Genomic DNA, 17,218 nt, shown 5'->3' on the forward strand with positions numbered 1-17,218 from the left:
GACCCATACCGCGTGATCTATCGAGGAAGCGCGGGAGCAGACACCTTGTCACACAACGAAAGCCGGTGGTTATGGGACCCTGCTTTCGCAGGGGCGACAAGTTGAGGTGTTCTCGCCTCTATTCAGTCGTCCTGCGCTCCGCATGGACGACGGCTGTTACCGCTTCGCGCTCGACTGCTCGGCCGAGCTTTGCGCGGCTTCCGCGAGCTTGGCGGAGATCGCCGCGGTCTCGGCAGGCGTGCCCCAGCTCGGCGCGTCGCTGCCATTGCCCCAGGCGCGTGGCCGGTAGAAGGTGTGCACCCCGAACTTGTGCATCTTCTTCATTTCATTGACCCAGGACGGCCGCACCCAATAGGCGTGGTAGTGCGTCGACTTGTCGACTTCCGGCAGCCAGAGCTGGCCGTCGAGCATTGCCTTCGCGATCTTCTTCGCCCGCTCCCACATGTCGGGCTCGCGAATGACGTCCTTGTTGTTATCGCAGGCGAAGGTGAACTGGCACGCCAGATGGCGATGCTTGTTCTGGTAGACTACGCCGCACACGGTTTCGGGATATTTGCCGGAGAAGGCGCGGTTCAAAACCACCTGCGCCACAGCGATCTGGCCTCGCACCGCTTCGCCGCGGGCCTCGAAGTAGATCGCTTCAGCCAGGCACTTTTCCGACTTGGCGCGCGACTTCTCGTCGAACAGGCCGAGACGTTCGGCCGGCGTCTTGGCGCGCTGGTTGTCGGCGTTGACCTCGCCCTTTGGCGCGACACTCTCACCCATCTCGCCGGCCCGCACCGGACCATCGGCATCGACCGGCAGCGAGGCCATCACCTTCATGTCGGGATCCGGATGCGCTGGTGGCATCACGATGACGGGCTCTTCGCCGGGCTGCCAGCGTTCGATGCTTTCGGGCGAGCCGAGCGAGGAGCCAAAGAACAAGCTCGAAGTCTTGAAGGAGAAACCATCGCGCGGTGGCGGAGCCGCTTGCGGCGCGACCTTGAGATCGTCCTGCGGCTTGCTCTCAAGCGACAGCGACATATCCAGTGGCGGCGCGTTCAGCGCGGCCTGCAGCTCGGGATCGAGCGGCGCGCGCTCGACGGACGGCGGCGTCTCGGCGGTCTTGGCGCCCTTGACCGATGCATTTGATGTCGCGGGATCCTCGATCGCAGGCGCTCGATCGGCAGGACCCGTGGTTTCCACTGCCGGCGACGGCGGCGCGATGATAAGACGGTCACCCTTCAATGTGCGGTCGACCTTGGGGAAATCGGCAGCGTGATAGCGTGGCGGTGGAGCGACCAGCGGATTGCGCGTCACCGAACCCGTGATGTCGATGCCCTGAGTGTCGAGGCTCGCGAGACGGTAAGTCGCGGTCTGCGGCGACGAGGTTCCGATCGGGCGGCCGAAGGAGAACGTCGCGACCTGGATGCCGGCGGTCGAGAATACGCGCTTTTGCCAGCGCTCGGCGACGCCCGGCTGGCGCGCCAGCAGCGAGGCGATATCCTGATATCCGATCTCGGTCGGCATCAAAGCGAAGACGCAGAGACCGAGACCGAAGGACGCGAACCGCGCGCCCTTCGGCTGGTTACGCAACACAAACATCGATACGCTCACGCAACGCTTACACGATCGAATGTCAGTACATCCGTGCAATTCGACCTTTTTTGTTGGTATCGAATTTAGGTTGCCGGGGAGTTAATCGGCGTGGCGTGCGTGCTACACGCAAGACATCGCGCGAATTTTGCGGATGGCATGAGAAGTGTTGGTAAACAGGCCCGCGATGAAAGTGGTAAACATCCCGTCAACGAAGATGATGAAGAAATTCTTCGCTGTGTGAGTGCGGGAACCCGTCGTCGCAGAGAGCAAGGCGATGTTGAGGACCTTGAGCGAGTTCCCTCCACGTCATTGCGAGCGAAGCGAAGCAATCCATAGCGCGGCATAACGGATGGATGGATTGCTTCGTCGCTTGCGCTCCTCGCAATGACGGCCTGGCACAGCTCGCTAAAAGCAAATGCCCGGGGCCAAGCCCGGGCATCACGTCATCGTTGTATGGCGTCCTGAAGCAGGCTTACGCCTGGCTCTCAACCTTCTTGCCGAGCGCGGCCTGCGCGGCGGCAAGCCGTGCGATCGGCACGCGGTAGGGAGAGCACGAAACGTAGTCGAGCCCGATCTCGTGGCAGAACGCCACCGAGGCGGGATCGCCGCCATGCTCGCCGCAAATGCCGACCTTCAAATTGGGCCGTGTCTTGCGACCACGGGTGACGCCGATCTTCACCAGTTCGCCTACGCCATCGCGATCGACCGAGATGAACGGATCGATCTCCAGAATTCCCTTGCTGACATAAGTGCCGAGGAAACTCGCCGCGTCGTCGCGGCTGATGCCGTAGGTAGTCTGGGTCAGGTCGTTGGTGCCGAACGAGAAGAACTCCGCGGTCTGCGCGACATCGCCGGCCAGCAGGCACGCACGCGGCAGCTCGATCATCGTACCAACTTGATAAGCGAGCTTCTTGCCGGTCTCCTTCATCACCGACTGCGCGGTGGCGTCGATCCGCGCCTTGACCAGGTCGAACTCGGCCTTGGTCGCGATCAGCGGCACCATTACCTCGAGACCGACGGCCTCGCCGGTGCGCTTCTCGGCTTCGACCGCGGCTTCGAAGATCGCGCGCGCCTGCATTTCGGCGATCTCAGGATAGGCGATCGCAAGACGGCAGCCGCGGAAGCCCAGCATCGGGTTGAACTCGGCGAGATCGCGGGCGCGATCGGCGAGCTTGCGCGGATCGGTGTTCATCGCGCGCGCGACTTCCTCGATCTCGGCCTGGGTGTGCGGCAGGAATTCATGCAGCGGCGGATCGAGCAGGCGGATCGTGACGGGCAGGCCCTTCATGATCTCGAACAGCTCGACGAAATCGGCGCGCTGCATCGGCAACAGCTTTGACAGCGCCGCGCGACGCGACTGTTCGTCCTCGGAAAGGATCATCTCGCGCACGGTGCGGATGCGGGTTTCCTCGAAGAACATGTGCTCGGTGCGGCACAGCCCGATGCCCTCGCCGCCGAATTTTATCGCGGTGCGCGCATCTTCGGGCGTGTCGGCGTTGACGCGAACGCCGAGCTTGCGGACGTCATCGGCCCAGCCCATCAGCGTGCCGAACTCGCCCGATAGTTTCGGCTCGATCATCGGCATCTTGCCGGCCAGCACCTGGCCGAGCGAGCCATCGATGGTGATGACGTCGCCGGTCTTGAAGGTGCGCGAGCCGACGCTCATCGTGCCGCGGCCATAGTCGACGCGAATGGCGCCGCAGCCGGAGACGCAGGGCTTGCCCATGCCGCGCGCGACCACCGCGGCGTGCGAAGTCATGCCGCCGCGGGTGGTCAAAATGCCTTCGGCGGCGTGCATGCCGTGAATGTCTTCCGGACTGGTCTCGACGCGCACCAGAATGACGCTGCGGCCATCGGCCTGAAGTTTCGCGGCCTCGTCGGACGAGAACACGATCTCGCCGGATGCGGCGCCGGGCGAGGCCGGCAGGCCGGTCGCGATGACGTCGCGCTTGGCCTGGGGATCGATGGTCGGATGCAGCAATTGATCCAGCGAAGCCGGATCGATCCGCATCACCGCGTCCTTCTTCGAGATCAGGCCTTCATTGGCGAGCTCGACCGCGATGCGCAGCGCAGCCTTCGCGGTGCGCTTGCCGCCGCGGGTCTGCAGCATCCACAACTTGCCCTGCTCGACCGTGAACTCCATGTCCTGCATGTCGCGATAGTGCTTTTCGAGCAGCGTGTAGAACCGCGTCAGTTCCTTGAAGGCCTCCGGCATCGCGCTTTCCATCGACGGCTTGTCGGAACCGGATTCCTGGCGCGCTTCCTCGGTGATGTCCTGCGGCGTGCGGATGCCCGCCACCACGTCCTCACCCTGCGCGTTGATCAGGAATTCGCCGTACAGCTTGCTCTCGCCGGTCGAGGGATTGCGCGTGAATGCAACACCGGTCGCGGACGTTTCGCCCATGTTGCCGAACACCATGGCCTGCACGTTGACCGCGGTGCCCCAGGATTCCGGGATGTCGTGCAGGCGGCGGTAGGTCACCGCGCGTGTATTCATCCAGGATGAGAACACCGCGCCGATCGCGCCCCACAATTGCTCGTGCGGATCCTGCGGAAAATCCCTGCCGGTCTCGCGCGCCACGGCTTCCTTGTACTTGCCGACCAGCTCGACCCAGTCGTCGCCGGTCAGATCAGTGTCGAGCATGTAGCCCTGGCTGTCCTTGAAGGTGTCGAGGATGTCCTCGAAGTGATGATGCTCAAAGCCGAGCACCACGTCCGAATACATCGTGATGAAGCGGCGATAGCTGTCATAGGCAAAGCGGCGATCGCCAGAGAGCTCGGCGAGCGCTTCGACCGTCTTGTCGTTGAGGCCAAGATTGAGCACGGTGTCCATCATGCCCGGCATCGAGGCGCGGCCGCCGGAGCGAACCGACACCAGCAGCGGATTCTTCGAGTCGCCGAATGCCTTGCCGGTCAGCTTGCCGACATACTCAAGCGCCTTCTCGACCTGCGCCTTCAGCGCGGGCGGATAAGTTTTGTCATGCGCGTAGAAATAGGTGCAGACCGAGGTCGGAATGGTGAAGCCCGGAGGCACCGGCAGGCCCAGATTGGCCATCTCGGCGAGGTTGGCGCCCTTGCCACCGAGCAGTTCGCGCAGGCCCGCTTTGCCCTCGGCCTTGCCGTCCCCGAAGGTATAGACCCACTTGCCGGATTTTACCGCCTCGGCGGCAGGCTTGCGGACGGCAGCCTTCTTGGCCGCGACCTTGGCGACCGGCTTGCCCGGGGCCTTCTTCAGCGCTTTGCGGGCCGAGGCCTGCGGCGTGGCCTTCGGCCGGGCCGATGGCTTTGATTTCGCTACAGATTTCACTGCAGCCTTCTTGGACTTCGCGACGGCTTTGGCCATGGATTCCAACTATCCGAAAAGGGGAGAAGATTGCGCGCCTTACACCATTTTGAGGGGTTCCGCGCAAGCCGCGAAACCCCGCTTTCCAGTGCTAGAACTTGAACATCTTGAGCACGCCGAGACCCACTAGGCCAACGAAGATCAGGTAGATCGCGACGATGTAGTTGAGCAGCCGCGGCATGATCAGGATGAAAATCCCGGCGAGCAGAGCAACGATCGCAGGAACATGCGTGGCGGTGATGGTCATTGAAATCTCCGGATGATCGGGGGTGGGAAGAAATCGAATCGAGGGCGGCAACTTAACCGCTGGCGCGGTTCGGGAATAGCAAGACGCTCAACCGCTTCAATGGGTTCCAGCCTCCGCAACAATTCCCCAGAAATGCCGCGGATGAGACCGCGCTTTTTCCGGAACAATGCCGTACGGGATGAATTGGCCCGCATTGCGTGTGCTGGCGAAAGCCGGCACCTCTTCTCGCGAAGGAGTTGACCATGCGGAACAGACTAATTGCCATTGCGGCGATCACGGGCGCGATGGCGGTCCCGATCGCAGCTCAGGCGCAGACCACGATCGGCACAGGCGGCGGCAGCACGGTCGTCATCGGTGAACATGAAGGCATCGCGCCCGACGTGCGTCCCGCCTTCCGCGAATACATCGTGCGTGAACGCGTGCCGAATTACACGATCTCCGAGCGCGTGACGGTTGGCGCCGTGCTGCCGGAAACCGGCGTGACCTACTACGACGTGCCGCAATCGTTCGGGGTGACGCCCTATCGCTACACCGTGGTGAATGGCCAGACGATATTGGTCGAACCGCGTTCGCGTCGCATCGTTCAGGTGGTCGATTGACCTTCAGTAGCCTGAACGATTGGTCCGGGCGCCGCGCAAGCGGATGTGCGCGAGATACGACCGGACAAGAAGCCCCGCCCGGCGTCCCCTCCGGGCGGGGTCTTTTTTGTGCGAACGCGGTGCAGGTCGGTAGGGTGGGCAAAGGCGCTCTTGCGCCGTGCCCACCATCTATCCGGATCGTCGGTGTGAGTGGTAGGCACGCGGAGCCTGTCATCGGGCGCGCGTTTGCGCGACCCGTTGGCTTTGCCCACCCTACAGCTACTCGCGAATTTCCAATCCAGGCTTCTTCACCACCAGCCGGTGAATCTTCTTTCCCGATGAGGCGCTGACGATCTCTTCGTCGAGCAATACGGTCGCGGCCTTCAGCTCCGCCTGCACGACCGCCGGATCGAACGCGGCGTAAAGCCGTCCCTGCGCGTCGCGCTGATCGGCGCCTTCGGTGACGCGCCAGCTCAGATAGAGAATGCCGCTGGGCTTGACGATATCGAGCAGGCGGCGGACCGATGCCGCAATCTCCTTGCGGTCGAGATGCATGATCACGGTTTCGCACAGCACGTTATCGAACGTACCGATGCCGCGCAGATCGGGCAATTCGGCGTGCGCGAACTTGCACGACGGATAGCGCCGGCGCGCTTCGTTGAGCAGGCCCTCGGAGGCATCGAAGCCCACCGCCGAAAAGCCGTGGGTATGAAGCCAGGCGACCTCGCGGCCGCAGCCGCAGCCGATATCGGCCGAATTGCCGCCGCGCACGAAAAATCGCTCGACGACCTCCTGCAGGTCGACGGGCGCCGGCTGACCGAGCCAGTCCTTCGCGAACGCCGCCGCATCCTGGTCATAAGCGGCAAGCGTCTGAGGATCCATGGTCTAGCCTTCGATCTTGGAAAAATCCGCCACCGCACGGGTCGCCGCGCGGATTTCGTTCAGGAGTTTTAGTCGATTCTCGCGCACATCAGGTTCATCGGCATTGACCTTGACCTTGTCGAAGAACGCATCCACCGCGGGCCGCAGCTTCGCCATTGCGCTCATCGCGGCGGCGAAATCTTCCTTCTGCACCGCGGCTCCGGCCTCGCTCTTGACCTGGTTGATCGCCTTGGCGAGCGCCTTTTCTTCGGCAAGCGCGTAGAGCCCGGCATCCGGCGCACCGTCGAACGTGCGCTTGTCCCTTTTCTCCTCGATCGAGAGGATGTTACTCGCACGCTTGGTCCCTGCAAGGAGGTTCTTGCCGTCATCAGTGTCGAGGAACTTGCCGAGTGCCTCGACCCGGCGGACGATGAGCAGCAGGTCGTCCTGGCCACCGAGCGAAAACACGGCATCGACGAGATCGTGTCGGGCGCCCTGATCGCGGAGTTGGACCTTCAGGCGGTCGGCGAAGAAGGAAAGCAGATCCCTGGTAAGCTCCTGATAGTGCTCGAACGCTGTTTCGAATACCTTTTCAGACCTTGTTATTTGACGAGCACGCTGAGCCAAGGCGTCAGCAAGACCTGGAACAACAAAATCGAGCGGCTCTCCCCTCTTGGCGATCTTTCCTTCGAAAGTCGAAAGTGTCTTCTCAGCGAAGAAAAGCGAATGAAAGATCGAGAGTTCGTAAAGATGTAAACGAAGATTGTTTTCGGTGATCAGTCGAATCACACCCAAAGCCGCTCGGCGCAACGCGTACGGATCCTTGCTCCCGGTCGGCTTCTCGTCGATCGCCCAGAAGCCGACCAGCGTGTCGATCTTGTCGGCCAGCGCGACCGCGACGCTCACCGGATCGGTCGGCACGCGATCAGCAGGCCCTTGCGGCTTATAATGGTCCTCGCTCGCGGCGGCGACGGAGTCGTCTTCGCCTTGCGCCTGCGCGTAGTACTTGCCCATCAAGCCCTGCAGCTCGGGGAATTCGCCGACGACCTCGGTCAGCAGATCCGCCTTTGCCAGATGAGCGGCGCGCTTGGCCTTTTCGACGTCGGCGCCGACCAGCGGCGCGATCTCGGCCGCCAGCCGTTCGATCCGTTTGATGCGTTCGGCCTGCGTGCCCAGCTTCTCGTGAAACACGATCTGGTCGAACTTCTTCAGGCGATCTTCCAGCTTCGTCTTCAGGTCCGTCTCATAGAAGAATTTTGCATCGCTCAACCGCGCGCGGATCACCCGCTCGTTGCCGGCAACGATCACCTTGCCGCCATCGGTCGCCTCGATGTTGGCGGTGAGGATGAACTTGTTGACGAGCTTTCCCGTCTTGGGGTCGCGCACCACAAAGCATTTCTGGTTGTTGCGGATGGTGGCGCGGATCACCTCGTCCGGGATCGTGAGATATTCTTCGTCGAACGATCCCATCAATGCCACCGGCCACTCGACAAGGCCGGCGACCTCGTCCAAGAGCCCCTGGTCCTCGACCAGCTCAAACCCTTGCGCGAACGCCAATTGCTTGGCATCCGCCAGAATGATCTCCTTGCGCGCCTGCGGGTCGAGCACGACCTTGGCCGCCTTCAGCTTGGCTTCGTAATCTTCGAAGCGGCGCACCGGAATCGCCGACGGCGCCATGAAGCGGTGGCCGAACGTGGTCTGCCCAGCCTCGATGCCGTCGACGGAAAATTTCACCACGTCGGGCTCTTCGGTTTCCAGACCGAAGGTCGCGATGATCGAGTGCAGCGGCCGCACCCAGGAGAGTGAACCCGATTTGGTCGAACGTGCGCCCCAGCGCATCGACTTCGGCCACGGGAAGGTTCGGATGATGACCGGCAGAATCTCGGCGAGCACATCGATGGTGGCGCGGCCGGGCTTTTCGATCAGCGCGATGTAGAAGTCGCCCTTCTTCGGGTCAGTCTGGATCTTGGCGTCTTCGATCTTGGCCAGACCGGTCGCCTTCAAGAATCCCTGGATTGCGGCATCAGGGCCGCCGACGCGTGGGCCGCGGCGCTCTTCCTTGAGATCGGACTGCCGCGTCGGAACGCCGTGCACGGTCAGCGCCAGCCGCCGCGGCGTCGCAAACGCTTTCGCGCCTTCATAGACCAGGCCCTCGGCGACGAGCTTGTCGGTCACCATGCGGCGCAGATCGTCCGCCGCCTTCGCCTGCATGCGCGCGGGGATTTCCTCGGAAAACAATTCCAGCAGAAGATCAGGCATCAGACCGCCCTGCCCGCTTCGGTGTGAACCCAGGCTTCGCCGCAGGCCTTTGCCAATTCGCGCACGCGCATGATGTAGCTCTGCCGCTCCGTCACCGAGATCACGCCGCGCGCATCGAGCAGGTTGAAGACATGGCTCGCCTTGATGCACTGGTCATAGGCCGGCAGCGCCATCAGATGTTCTTTCTGATTACCGCCCTCCTTCCACCCGGCCGCGAGATATTTCTTGCAGGCGTCTTCCGCCATCTTGAATTGCTCGAACAGCATCGCCGTATCGGTGTGCTCGAAATTGTGCCGGGAATATTCCTGCTCGGCCTGCAGGAAGACGTCGCCATAGGTGACCTTGTCGGCGCCGTCGCGGCCGTTGAAGTTGAGATCATAGACGCGGTCGACGCCCTGCACATACATCGCAAGCCGCTCGAGCCCGTAGGTGAGCTCGCCGGAAACGGGTGCGCATTCGACGCCCGCGACCTGCTGGAAGTAAGTGAACTGGCTGACTTCCATGCCGTCGCACCAGCACTCCCAGCCCAGCCCCCATGCGCCAAGCGTCGGGCTTTCCCAATCGTCCTCGACGAAGCGGATGTCGTGTACACCTGAATCGATGCCGATCGCGGCCAGCGACTTCAGATACAAATCCTGAAGGTTCGGCGGCGACGGCTTCATGATCACCTGAAACTGATAGTAGTGCTGCAGCCGGTTGGGGTTCTCGCCGTAGCGGCCGTCCTTCGGCCGGCGCGAGGGCTGCACATAGGCCGCATTCCAGCGCTTCGGCCCCAACGCGCGCAGCGTCGTCGCCGGATGGAAGGTGCCTGCGCCCATTTCCATGTCGTAGGGCTGCAGGATCACGCAGCCCTGCTCCGCCCAGAACCGCTGGAGAGCGAGGATGAAGCCCTGGAACGAACGTTCCGGGCGCATATGGGCAGGCAAAGCGTCCATCGGCAGAATCGGCCTCGCGAAGGGGGGTTTTAAAGTGCGCGGGACCGTATCGGCGTAGGGGCAGGGAATCAAGGCAACCCTGTAGCGTCATTCCGGGGCGCGCTTCAGCGCCCCCCGGATTGACGTGGCTAGCCCGGCCGGTAAGCGCCGGTGACGGGGTCGCGGCGCAGCGTTGGGATGTCGGCCGTCTGGGTGGCCTCGGCGACGCGCGCCAGCCGTGCCTCTTCGAGTTCCCGGTTGATACGGACAGCGGTCTTGTAGGCCCAGCGGACTACGGCGAGCCCTCCCAGGGCACCCGCGAATGCGATCAGCGGCGGCATCGGTCGATCCTTGTCGTTCACGTGTCAGCCCCCAATGGGTTGCATTCTCGCCGAAGCCGGCCTGCGCCGCAATTCCGCTTTTGGGACTAAATGGCGCGGGTACTCCCGGCCTAGAGCCCGGTTCTGATTGAATCAGAACCGGGCTCTAGCTTCTTGTTTTGACGCGTTTTCTTGACGCGAACCGGTGTCCACTTCGCTTGAAAACGCTCTAGAACCCGAATTTGGCCCAAATTGCCCGGGTCTCCAGCGCCGAAATCAGGTCTTCCGGCAATCCCCCGATACCGTCGGCCAGCGAGCCCGCGCCCGGCGATCTCCGGCCCAGGAGCCCGGCCAGCATTCCGCTTGCCGGCACGATAAGGGGCGTCAGCACTTTGTCACCATAGCGCTCGCGCAGCGTCGAGCGGAGATCGCCGATCTTGTCCGCAAGGCCGAGCGATACCGATCTCTCGCCCGCCCAGTACTCGCCGGTGAACAGGACGTCGTCGGCCCCCTTGAGGCGCGCACCGCGGCTGCCTTTGACCAGCGCGATGAAGATGGCGTGGATCTCGCGCTGAAGCGTCTTCAGGCGGGCGACGTCATCCGGGTCTTCGGGCAGGAAGGGGTCCAGCATCGCCTTATGCTCGCCTGCCGTGTAAAGCCGCCGCTCGACACCAATCCTCTTGATCAGGTCCTGAAAGCCGAAACTGCCGCCGACCACGCCGATCGAGCCGAGGATCGAGGACGGATCGCAGAATATCTCGTCGCCCGCGCAGGCGATCATGTAGCCGCCGGATGCCGCGACGTCCTCGACGAACACCAGCACCGGCAGTTTCTTTTCCGCAGCAAGCTGCCTGATCCGCAAATAGATCTGACGCGATTGCACCGGCGAGCCGCCGGGCGAATTGATCACCAGCGCCACCGCCTTGGCGTGTCGGGTGGCGAACGCGCGTTCGAGCGTTTTGGCGATGCCGGCCAACGTCAGGCCCGGCCGCAATGGCGTCACCGCACCGATGACGCCCGACAGGCGAACCACCGGAACGACCGGGACGTCGCGCCGGAATTTTGCCGGAATGAATCGTTTCATCCTGTCAATGAGGACCGGCAATCCCGTGCGATCACTTAATTGTTCACTCATGCCGTTACCTCGAATTAACCATTTTTTATCACGCCAATGTCATTGGAAAGGCCGGAACGCCTTTTTGCAGGACGCCTTTTGCAATTGCAGACGAGAGACTGCAATGGCGCAGCGGAGACTGACATGAAAATCTACCTGCTGATAATGCTCATCGGCAGCCTTCTGACCGCGATTCACTTTACGTCGGCGCCCAAACAACAGTCCGAGACGCTTCCGCAATAGCGAGTAATTGGGAGTTGTGGGGCGACTTTACAGGTTCGCCAGCGGCAAGGTTCCCTTCCCCGCCAGAATCTCTTGCACCCTTTTATGGGGCTGACCTTGCTCGTCATTGAGCATCAGGGCGGCATGGATTTGCGTCGGCGCCCGCCCACCCTTGGTGGCGCGAACCAGGATGCGGTTGGCAGGCCCCCGTGCGTCACCGTGAACCGGCAGCACCTGCAGGCTCCCGAAACCGTGATCGAGCGCCGAGAGCACTTCGGCGATTCCATCGGCGCGCCAGATCAGCGTCAGCGCTCCCTTCGATTTGAGAATGCGCCGCGCCGCGTGAATCCATTTCGAGAGCGTCGTTGCGGTCGCCATATGCGCAGTCCCACGCGCCGTGTCCGGCGAGACGCGATGCCGCGCCGGGTCGTTGAAGGGCGGATTCATCAGTACCGCATCGACGCTGTCAGGAAGGAGTCCGGCAGCGGCAAAGGCCGTGGCATCGGCCTCCACGTCAAGCACGATCACGTCGGCTTGAATCGTATTCGCCTCCGCATTGGCGCGCGCAAGACCCGCCAGCACAGCATCGATCTCCACCAGAACCAGATCGATGCCGGCCACGCGCCTGGCAACCGAAAGCCCCGCGACGCCGATGCCGGCACCGAGATCGGCCACGCGGTCGCCCGGACGGGCCGCGGTCGCTGCCGCCAGCAGCACCGCATCGTGACCGGCGCGATGTCCCGATTTCAGTTGCTTCAAACGCAATTGCCCGCCGAGAAACGCATCCTCGGTGAGTTCGAGGTCAGTCATCGGGGCGCAATTCGTGAGCCAGACCCGCCTCGGCCAGCAACTGGCGGGCTGCGCGATTGTCGTCCTCATGAACCAGGATGCGGCGTGGCAGGATGCCGATCGATCCCTCGATGACGCTCATGTTCTGGTCCAGCACTAGATGATGGATATTGGCGCCGTCGAGCAGCGCGCCGATTGCAGAAACCAGCACGATATCATTGGTCCTGACCAATTCCCGCAAGTGGTGTTCTCCTTTTCGCCCCGATGCGACGGACGGCACGGGGTCTGTCAACCGCTACGTGCCCTTGCCGCGATTGCCGGCACTTTCTATTGTAGATTAAGGATAGTGCGAATTGGCCAAAATTGGAGACCCGTGTGGCGGTTATTGTACCCTTCGAAAGCCCGTCGAACGCTTCGATAGATGCGCTGGTCGGGCTGGTCGCCGCCGATATGGAGCGGGTCAACGCCACGATCCTGTCGCGCACGGGATCGGAAGTCACCATGATTCCGGAAGTCGCCAACCACCTGATCTCATCCGGCGGCAAACGTCTGCGCCCGATGCTGACGCTGGCGATGGCGGGCCTCGCCGGCTATTCCGGCGATGGTCACATCAAGCTCGCGGCTTCCGTCGAATTCATGCACACCGCGACGCTCTTGCATGACGACGTGGTCGACGAGAGCGAACTGCGCCGCGGCAAGCTGTCGGCGCGGATGCTGTGGGGCAACGAGGCCAGCGTGCTGGTCGGCGACTTCCTGCTCGGCCAGGCCTTTCGCATGATGGTCGAGGTCGGCTCGCTGCGTGCGCTCGACATTCTCTCCTCGGCCGCGGCCACCATCGCCGAAGGCGAAGTGATGCAGCTTGCGGCGGCCAAGAACACCGCGACCACCGAGGACGAATACCTCGCCGTGATCAGGGGCAAGACCGCCGAACTGTTCGCCGCCGCCTGCGAAGTCGGACCCGTGATCGCCAACCGGCCGAAGGCCGAGCAGACCGCATGCCGCTCGGTCGGCATGAATCTCGGCATCGCATTCCAGCTCGTCGACGACGTGCTGGATTATGGCGGCAAGGCCGCGAAACTCGGCAAGAACATCGGCGACGATTTCCGCGAAGGCAAGATCACGCTGCCGGTGGTGCTGGCGTTCCGCCGCGGCAATGACAGCGAGCGGAAGTTCTGGATCAAGGCATTGGAGCGCGGCGAGATCGGCGACAGCGACCTCGATCACGCCATCGGCTTGATGACCAAGCACCGCGCGCTGGAGGATACGATCAGCCGCGCCCAGCACTACGGCGCAATGGCCGTCGACGCGCTGGCGCTATTCCCGGCCTCGCCGATGAAAACCGCGCTCGAACAGGTCGTAGCGTTCTGCCTGGCGAGGTCGCATTAGCCGTCTGTAGGATGGGTTGAGCGAAGCGATACCCATCAATTTACCCCATTGGCGACAATCGATGGGTTTCGCTTCGCTCTACCCATCCTACAAGAGACATCGCATTGAATAGCACCAATTTCACATTGTTCCTCTTGGCCGCACTCGTCATTGCCGCCGTCCCCGGTCCAGGAATCTTTTACGTCGCCGCAAGGACGCTGTCGGGCGGCAAGAGCGCCGGTATCGCGTCGACATTTGGGACTGCGCTCGGCGGCCTTGTGCATGTGATTGCAGGCGGGCTGGGCGTCTCGGCGCTCATCCTGGCCAGCGCTGAGCTGTTCACTGCGCTCAAATTCGCCGGCGCGATCTATCTCGTGTGGCTTGGCATCAAGACATTTCGCGAGGCGCGCGATCTCGTGCCGCAACAAGCCGTCGCGGTCGGTACACAACAGGCGTTTCGGGAAGGCGTGCTGGTTGAAGCCTTGAACCCGAAGACCGCGGCGTTCTTCCTGGCCTTCATTCCGCAATTCCTCGATCCGGCCGGCAGCTATCCGGCACTCCAGTTCATGGCGCTGGGCCTGATCTCGGTCGCGCTGAACACGCTTGTCGATATCATCGTGGTGATGATGGCCGCGACCGCGCGCAGTGGTCTCACGCGCAGGCCGAACTTGTTTCAACGATTGCGACAGGGTTCGGGGCTGTTCATCGCTGGGCTCGGTGTTTCGCTGGCGCTGGCGCGGCGGCCCGCGAGCTAACTCAGCGTTCCCGCATGCACCCACCATCCGGGGTGATCGCGCCGGATCTGCTCTGCCGCGCGTCCGGCTTCGACGGTGTTCTCGTAGATCGCAAAGCAGGTGGCGCCGGAGCCGGACATCCGTGCCAGCCAGGCGCCGTTGGTCGCGTTGAGCGCTGCGATGACCTCGCCGATCACGGGCTGGACACGCATGGCGGGCGCTTCCAGATCGTTGGAGCTGGCGGCAATCGCTTCGACCCAATCTTCCAGCGATGCCTTCTCGTCCGGCCAGCGGTCCCGCAGCAGCACGTCGGTGACGCCGACCAGCAATTCTCCGCTGCGCAGGCCGAGCGCGTTGAAAACGTCGCGGGTCGAGACGGCAACGCCGGGGTTAACCATCACGCACGGCATCTTCGGCAGACTGAGCGGTAGCAGCGTTTCGCCGACGCCGGTCATGACGCAGCCGCGCGAGTTGACGCAGACCGGGACGTCGGCGCCGGTCAGTTGCGCGACCTCGACGATGCGGGGATCGTCGAGCGCGAGCCCGTTCAACTGTGCAAGCAACCGCAGCGCCGCCGCGGCATCGGCCGAACCGCCGCCGATTCCGGCCGCGACCGGCAACACCTTGTCGAGCGTAAAGCTGCCGGCTTTCATATCGGGCACGCGCTCGGCCAAGAGACGCGCGGCCTTGAGCACCAGATTGTCCGAGGTCTCGCCGCAGGCCAGCGCCAGCGGACCCGACATCTTCAAATCCAGATCCGAACCCGGCGTCAGCGTCAGCCGGTCGGCGCAGTCGGCGAACGCCACCACGCTTTCGAGATCATGGTAGCCGTCGGCACGGCGGCCATTCACCCGCAAGGTCAGGTTGACCTTCGCGCGCGCCTTGTCGTTCAACAGCGGCATTGCCGAACAGCCCCCAAAGTCCTTGCCTCAGCCACCCCTGCCGTCTTCTTTCTTCTTGTCGGCGGAAGCCGCAGAGGAAGTGTCTTCGGGCAGGCCGTTGGCAATCTTGGCTTCGATCTTCGGCAATTCCTCCGCCTCGGGCTTGAGGTCGCGTGCATGGGCCCACTGGAATTTGGCTTCCAGCGTCCGCCCGACGCGCCAATAGGCATCGCCGAGATGGTCATTGATGGTCGGATCCTCCGGCTTGAGGTCGATCGCACGCTCGAGATGCTTTACCGCGTCTTCAAAATTGCCGATCCGGTAAAACGCCCAGCCCAGCGAATCCACGATGTAACCGTCATCGGGGCGCTGGTCGACGGCGCGCCGGATCATCTTCATGCCTTCGTCGAGGTTGATGCCCTGGTCGATCCAGGAATAGCCGAGATAGTTCAGGACATGCGGTTGCTCGGGCTGCAGCTCCAGCGCCTTGCGCATGTCGGCCTCGGCCTTGCTCCACTGCTTGGAACGTTCCTCGCAAATGCCGCGATAGTAATAAGTGACCCAGGTGTTCTTGTCCGTCACCCCGGGCATCGCGTCGATCGCAAGTGTATAGGTATTGGCGCAATCGCTGAACTTCTTGCGGCCGCGCTCGATGTTGCCGAGCGCCATGATGGCTTCGATGTCCTTCGGCGCCTCCGCGGTGACGCCCTTCAGGATCTTGATCGCCTCTTCGCTGCGGTCGGCGGCGTCGAGATTGGTGGCGAGCTGGATCTGCGCATTGCGCTTGAGCGGCGAACTGGCCGGCATGCGCTCGTAGACCTTGATCGCCATCTGCGGCTTCTTCACGGACTCGTAGAGATCGGCGAGCGACAACAGCGCCAGCGGATGATTGGGCTGCAGGTAGAGCGCGAGCTGCAGATAGACCAGCGCCAGATCCTCGCCGCCGCGGCGGGTCAGCGTGGCGCCGATGCCGTACAGCGCCTCGGCCGCGCCGGCCTGCGCCGAATCGACCAGCGCCGACATCTTCTTGCCGGCTCGGGTCTCGCGCAGGCCTTCCTGCACCAGCGGATGCCGCGGCAACTTCTTGTCGAACGCTTCGTAAATGCCGGCCGCCGCCGCGCCATCCTTGTTGCGCGACAGCCAGCGCGCATAGGCGTCGGATACGCGCAGCATCGAATCGTCGAGCTTGTAGGCGCGCTCAAACCGCGTGCCGGCGTCCTTGTCCTTGCCCGAGATCTCCAGGATCATGCCGGTGTGGAGATCCTTGAAGATCGGATACCATTCAGGTCCGGTCAGCTTGTCGATATTGGCAACCGCGGTCTTGGCATCGCCCGCGCCGTAGCTCGCCCATCCCGACAACAGCGTCGCCACTAGGTCGGTGATCGGTCCGCGGATCGACTGGTTGATGTTGAGCTGCGCGGCCGCATATTTCTTCTGCTTGAGGTCGCGGACGCCGACCACCAGCCGCGCGACGCGGTTCGCCTTGTCCATCGTCAGGATGCGATCGGCGAGCTTGACCGCTTCATCGATGTCGCCATCGGCGAGCGAAGAGATGAAGGCGCGATCCAGGAGTTCGTTGTTCTTCGGATCGGTGCGCAGCGCGGAGCGATAGAATGCTGCAGCCGAGGCCGCATCGCGCTCGACGCTGGCGTGGCGTGCGGCGAGATAGCTGCCCGCCGTCGTCAGCGATTTCAGATCGGATTTAGTGGGGAATTGCGCGGCGTTGTCGGCCGTATGTTCGGGCGTCTGGGCCCAAGCCACACCAGGAGCCACGCCAGGCGCGGCCAGGCTGGCAACAGTAATTGCGGCGATGGTCCAACGATTCATACGAGTGGAAAGCATCACAGTTCGCCTAGCTCCAGGATGTATGGCGGGATCGTTACGATCGGTCTCGAATGCAAACCCAAGCGGCGGCATCTCAGGCAGCGACAATGCCGCTTTTGGCCTTCAACCGCAAGGATACGGGTTGGCGAATCGATTGGCAGATAGGCCCTTAAGGCTCCGATTTAGCCA

15 protein-coding genes are annotated in these 17,218 nt (G+C 62.9%); 3 read left to right on the forward strand and 12 right to left on the reverse strand.

What is annotated here, in order from left to right:
- Nucleotides 1-156: 156 nt before the first annotated feature.
- From YUO_RS0108910 to YUO_RS44655, 3 genes are all read right to left on the reverse strand, one after another.
- Nucleotides 157-1,584: a cell wall hydrolase gene (locus YUO_RS0108910; protein ID WP_028346926.1), complete on the reverse strand. Its 1,428-nt coding sequence runs from the start codon at nucleotides 1,582-1,584 to the stop codon at nucleotides 157-159.
- Nucleotides 1,585-2,050: 466 nt separating this feature from the next.
- Nucleotides 2,051-4,921 carry a pyruvate, phosphate dikinase gene (gene ppdK / locus YUO_RS0108920; protein WP_028346927.1) on the reverse strand — a complete coding sequence of 957 codons (2,871 nt, stop codon included), beginning with the start codon at nucleotides 4,919-4,921 and terminating at the stop codon, nucleotides 2,051-2,053.
- 91 nt (nucleotides 4,922-5,012) lie between these two features.
- Nucleotides 5,013-5,168 carry a DUF3096 domain-containing protein gene (locus YUO_RS44655; protein WP_082637306.1) on the reverse strand — a complete coding sequence of 52 codons (156 nt, stop codon included), beginning with the start codon at nucleotides 5,166-5,168 and terminating at the stop codon, nucleotides 5,013-5,015.
- Between the two features lie 242 nt (nucleotides 5,169-5,410).
- On the opposite strand from YUO_RS44655, the gene YUO_RS0108930 reads away from it, so the two are divergent.
- Nucleotides 5,411-5,767: a DUF1236 domain-containing protein gene (locus tag YUO_RS0108930; protein ID WP_028346928.1), complete on the forward strand. Its 357-nt coding sequence runs from the start codon at nucleotides 5,411-5,413 to the stop codon at nucleotides 5,765-5,767.
- Nucleotides 5,768-6,025: 258 nt separating this feature from the next.
- On the opposite strand, the gene YUO_RS0108935 is transcribed toward YUO_RS0108930, so the two are convergent.
- The 7 genes from YUO_RS0108935 to YUO_RS0108970 form a co-directional block, all read right to left on the reverse strand.
- A complete protein-coding gene (locus tag YUO_RS0108935) occupies nucleotides 6,026-6,628 on the reverse strand; it encodes a class I SAM-dependent methyltransferase (protein ID WP_028346929.1) in 603 nt (200 codons plus the stop codon).
- A gap of 3 nt (nucleotides 6,629-6,631) precedes the next feature.
- Nucleotides 6,632-8,866 (reverse strand): glycine--tRNA ligase subunit beta, encoded by a 2,235-nt coding sequence (glyS, locus tag YUO_RS0108940; protein ID WP_028346930.1) that lies wholly within the window; start codon nucleotides 8,864-8,866, stop codon nucleotides 6,632-6,634.
- A complete protein-coding gene (locus YUO_RS0108945; protein ID WP_028346931.1) occupies nucleotides 8,866-9,801 on the reverse strand; it encodes a glycine--tRNA ligase subunit alpha in 936 nt (311 codons plus the stop codon). The genes glyS and YUO_RS0108945 overlap by 1 nt, the downstream gene beginning before the upstream one ends.
- Nucleotides 9,802-9,929: 128 nt before the next feature.
- Nucleotides 9,930-10,121 carry a hypothetical protein gene (locus YUO_RS0108950; RefSeq protein ID WP_028346932.1) on the reverse strand — a complete coding sequence of 64 codons (192 nt, stop codon included), beginning with the start codon at nucleotides 10,119-10,121 and terminating at the stop codon, nucleotides 9,930-9,932.
- A 208-nt stretch (nucleotides 10,122-10,329) separates the two neighbouring features.
- Nucleotides 10,330-11,235, reverse strand: a complete 906-nt coding sequence (locus YUO_RS0108955; protein ID WP_028346933.1) for a S49 family peptidase — start codon at nucleotides 11,233-11,235, stop codon at nucleotides 10,330-10,332.
- A gap of 249 nt (nucleotides 11,236-11,484) precedes the next feature.
- Complete coding sequence (locus YUO_RS0108965; protein ID WP_028346934.1) at nucleotides 11,485-12,246, reverse strand: tRNA1(Val) (adenine(37)-N6)-methyltransferase; 762 nt, start codon at nucleotides 12,244-12,246, stop codon at nucleotides 11,485-11,487.
- The gene (locus YUO_RS0108970) at nucleotides 12,239-12,466 is read right to left on the reverse strand and encodes a putative signal transducing protein (protein ID WP_028346935.1); all 228 of its coding nucleotides are present in this window, start codon (nucleotides 12,464-12,466) and stop codon (nucleotides 12,239-12,241) included. The genes YUO_RS0108965 and YUO_RS0108970 overlap by 8 nt, the downstream gene beginning before the upstream one ends.
- A gap of 134 nt (nucleotides 12,467-12,600) precedes the next feature.
- Between YUO_RS0108970 and YUO_RS0108975 the strand changes: the two genes are divergently transcribed.
- Nucleotides 12,601-13,611 (forward strand): polyprenyl synthetase family protein, encoded by a 1,011-nt coding sequence (locus YUO_RS0108975; protein WP_028346936.1) that lies wholly within the window; start codon nucleotides 12,601-12,603, stop codon nucleotides 13,609-13,611.
- A 104-nt stretch (nucleotides 13,612-13,715) separates the two neighbouring features.
- A complete protein-coding gene (locus YUO_RS0108980) occupies nucleotides 13,716-14,345 on the forward strand; it encodes a LysE family translocator (RefSeq protein WP_028346937.1) in 630 nt (209 codons plus the stop codon).
- Here YUO_RS0108980 and YUO_RS0108985 read toward each other — a convergent pair.
- Together YUO_RS0108985 and YUO_RS0108990 are read right to left on the reverse strand one after the other, a co-directional pair.
- The gene (locus tag YUO_RS0108985; RefSeq protein WP_028346938.1) at nucleotides 14,342-15,226 is read right to left on the reverse strand and encodes a 4-(cytidine 5'-diphospho)-2-C-methyl-D-erythritol kinase; all 885 of its coding nucleotides are present in this window, start codon (nucleotides 15,224-15,226) and stop codon (nucleotides 14,342-14,344) included. The two genes, YUO_RS0108980 and YUO_RS0108985, sit on opposite strands and share 4 nt — an antisense overlap.
- Before the next feature lie 27 nt (nucleotides 15,227-15,253).
- Nucleotides 15,254-17,047 (reverse strand): tetratricopeptide repeat protein, encoded by a 1,794-nt coding sequence (locus YUO_RS0108990; RefSeq protein WP_028346939.1) that lies wholly within the window; start codon nucleotides 17,045-17,047, stop codon nucleotides 15,254-15,256.
- Nucleotides 17,048-17,218: the final 171 nt, after the last annotated feature.

Source organism: Bradyrhizobium murdochi (genome assembly GCF_000472965.1).
GTDB classification, from domain to species: Bacteria; Pseudomonadota; Alphaproteobacteria; order Rhizobiales; family Xanthobacteraceae; genus Bradyrhizobium; species Bradyrhizobium murdochi.

Bases quoted from the DNA above. Each gene is read 5' to 3' on its own strand.
- YUO_RS0108910 (WP_028346926.1), bottom strand. From the start codon at position 1,584: ATGTTTGTGTTGCGTAACCAGCCGAAGGGCGCGCGGTTCGCGTCCTTC.
- ppdK (WP_028346927.1), bottom strand. From the start codon at position 4,921: ATGGCCAAAGCCGTCGCGAAGTCCAAGAAGGCTGCAGTGAAATCTGTA.
- YUO_RS44655 (WP_082637306.1), bottom strand. From the start codon at position 5,168: ATGACCATCACCGCCACGCATGTTCCTGCGATCGTTGCTCTGCTCGCC.
- YUO_RS0108930 (WP_028346928.1), top strand. From the start codon at position 5,411: ATGCGGAACAGACTAATTGCCATTGCGGCGATCACGGGCGCGATGGCG.
- YUO_RS0108935 (WP_028346929.1), bottom strand. From the start codon at position 6,628: ATGGATCCTCAGACGCTTGCCGCTTATGACCAGGATGCGGCGGCGTTC.
- glyS (WP_028346930.1), bottom strand. From the start codon at position 8,866: ATGCCTGATCTTCTGCTGGAATTGTTTTCCGAGGAAATCCCCGCGCGC.
- YUO_RS0108945 (WP_028346931.1), bottom strand. From the start codon at position 9,801: ATGGACGCTTTGCCTGCCCATATGCGCCCGGAACGTTCGTTCCAGGGC.
- YUO_RS0108950 (WP_028346932.1), bottom strand. From the start codon at position 10,121: ATGCCGCCGCTGATCGCATTCGCGGGTGCCCTGGGAGGGCTCGCCGTA.
- YUO_RS0108955 (WP_028346933.1), bottom strand. From the start codon at position 11,235: ATGAGTGAACAATTAAGTGATCGCACGGGATTGCCGGTCCTCATTGAC.
- YUO_RS0108965 (WP_028346934.1), bottom strand. From the start codon at position 12,246: ATGACTGACCTCGAACTCACCGAGGATGCGTTTCTCGGCGGGCAATTG.
- YUO_RS0108985 (WP_028346938.1), bottom strand. From the start codon at position 15,226: ATGCCGCTGTTGAACGACAAGGCGCGCGCGAAGGTCAACCTGACCTTG.
- YUO_RS0108990 (WP_028346939.1), bottom strand. From the start codon at position 17,047: ATGCTTTCCACTCGTATGAATCGTTGGACCATCGCCGCAATTACTGTT.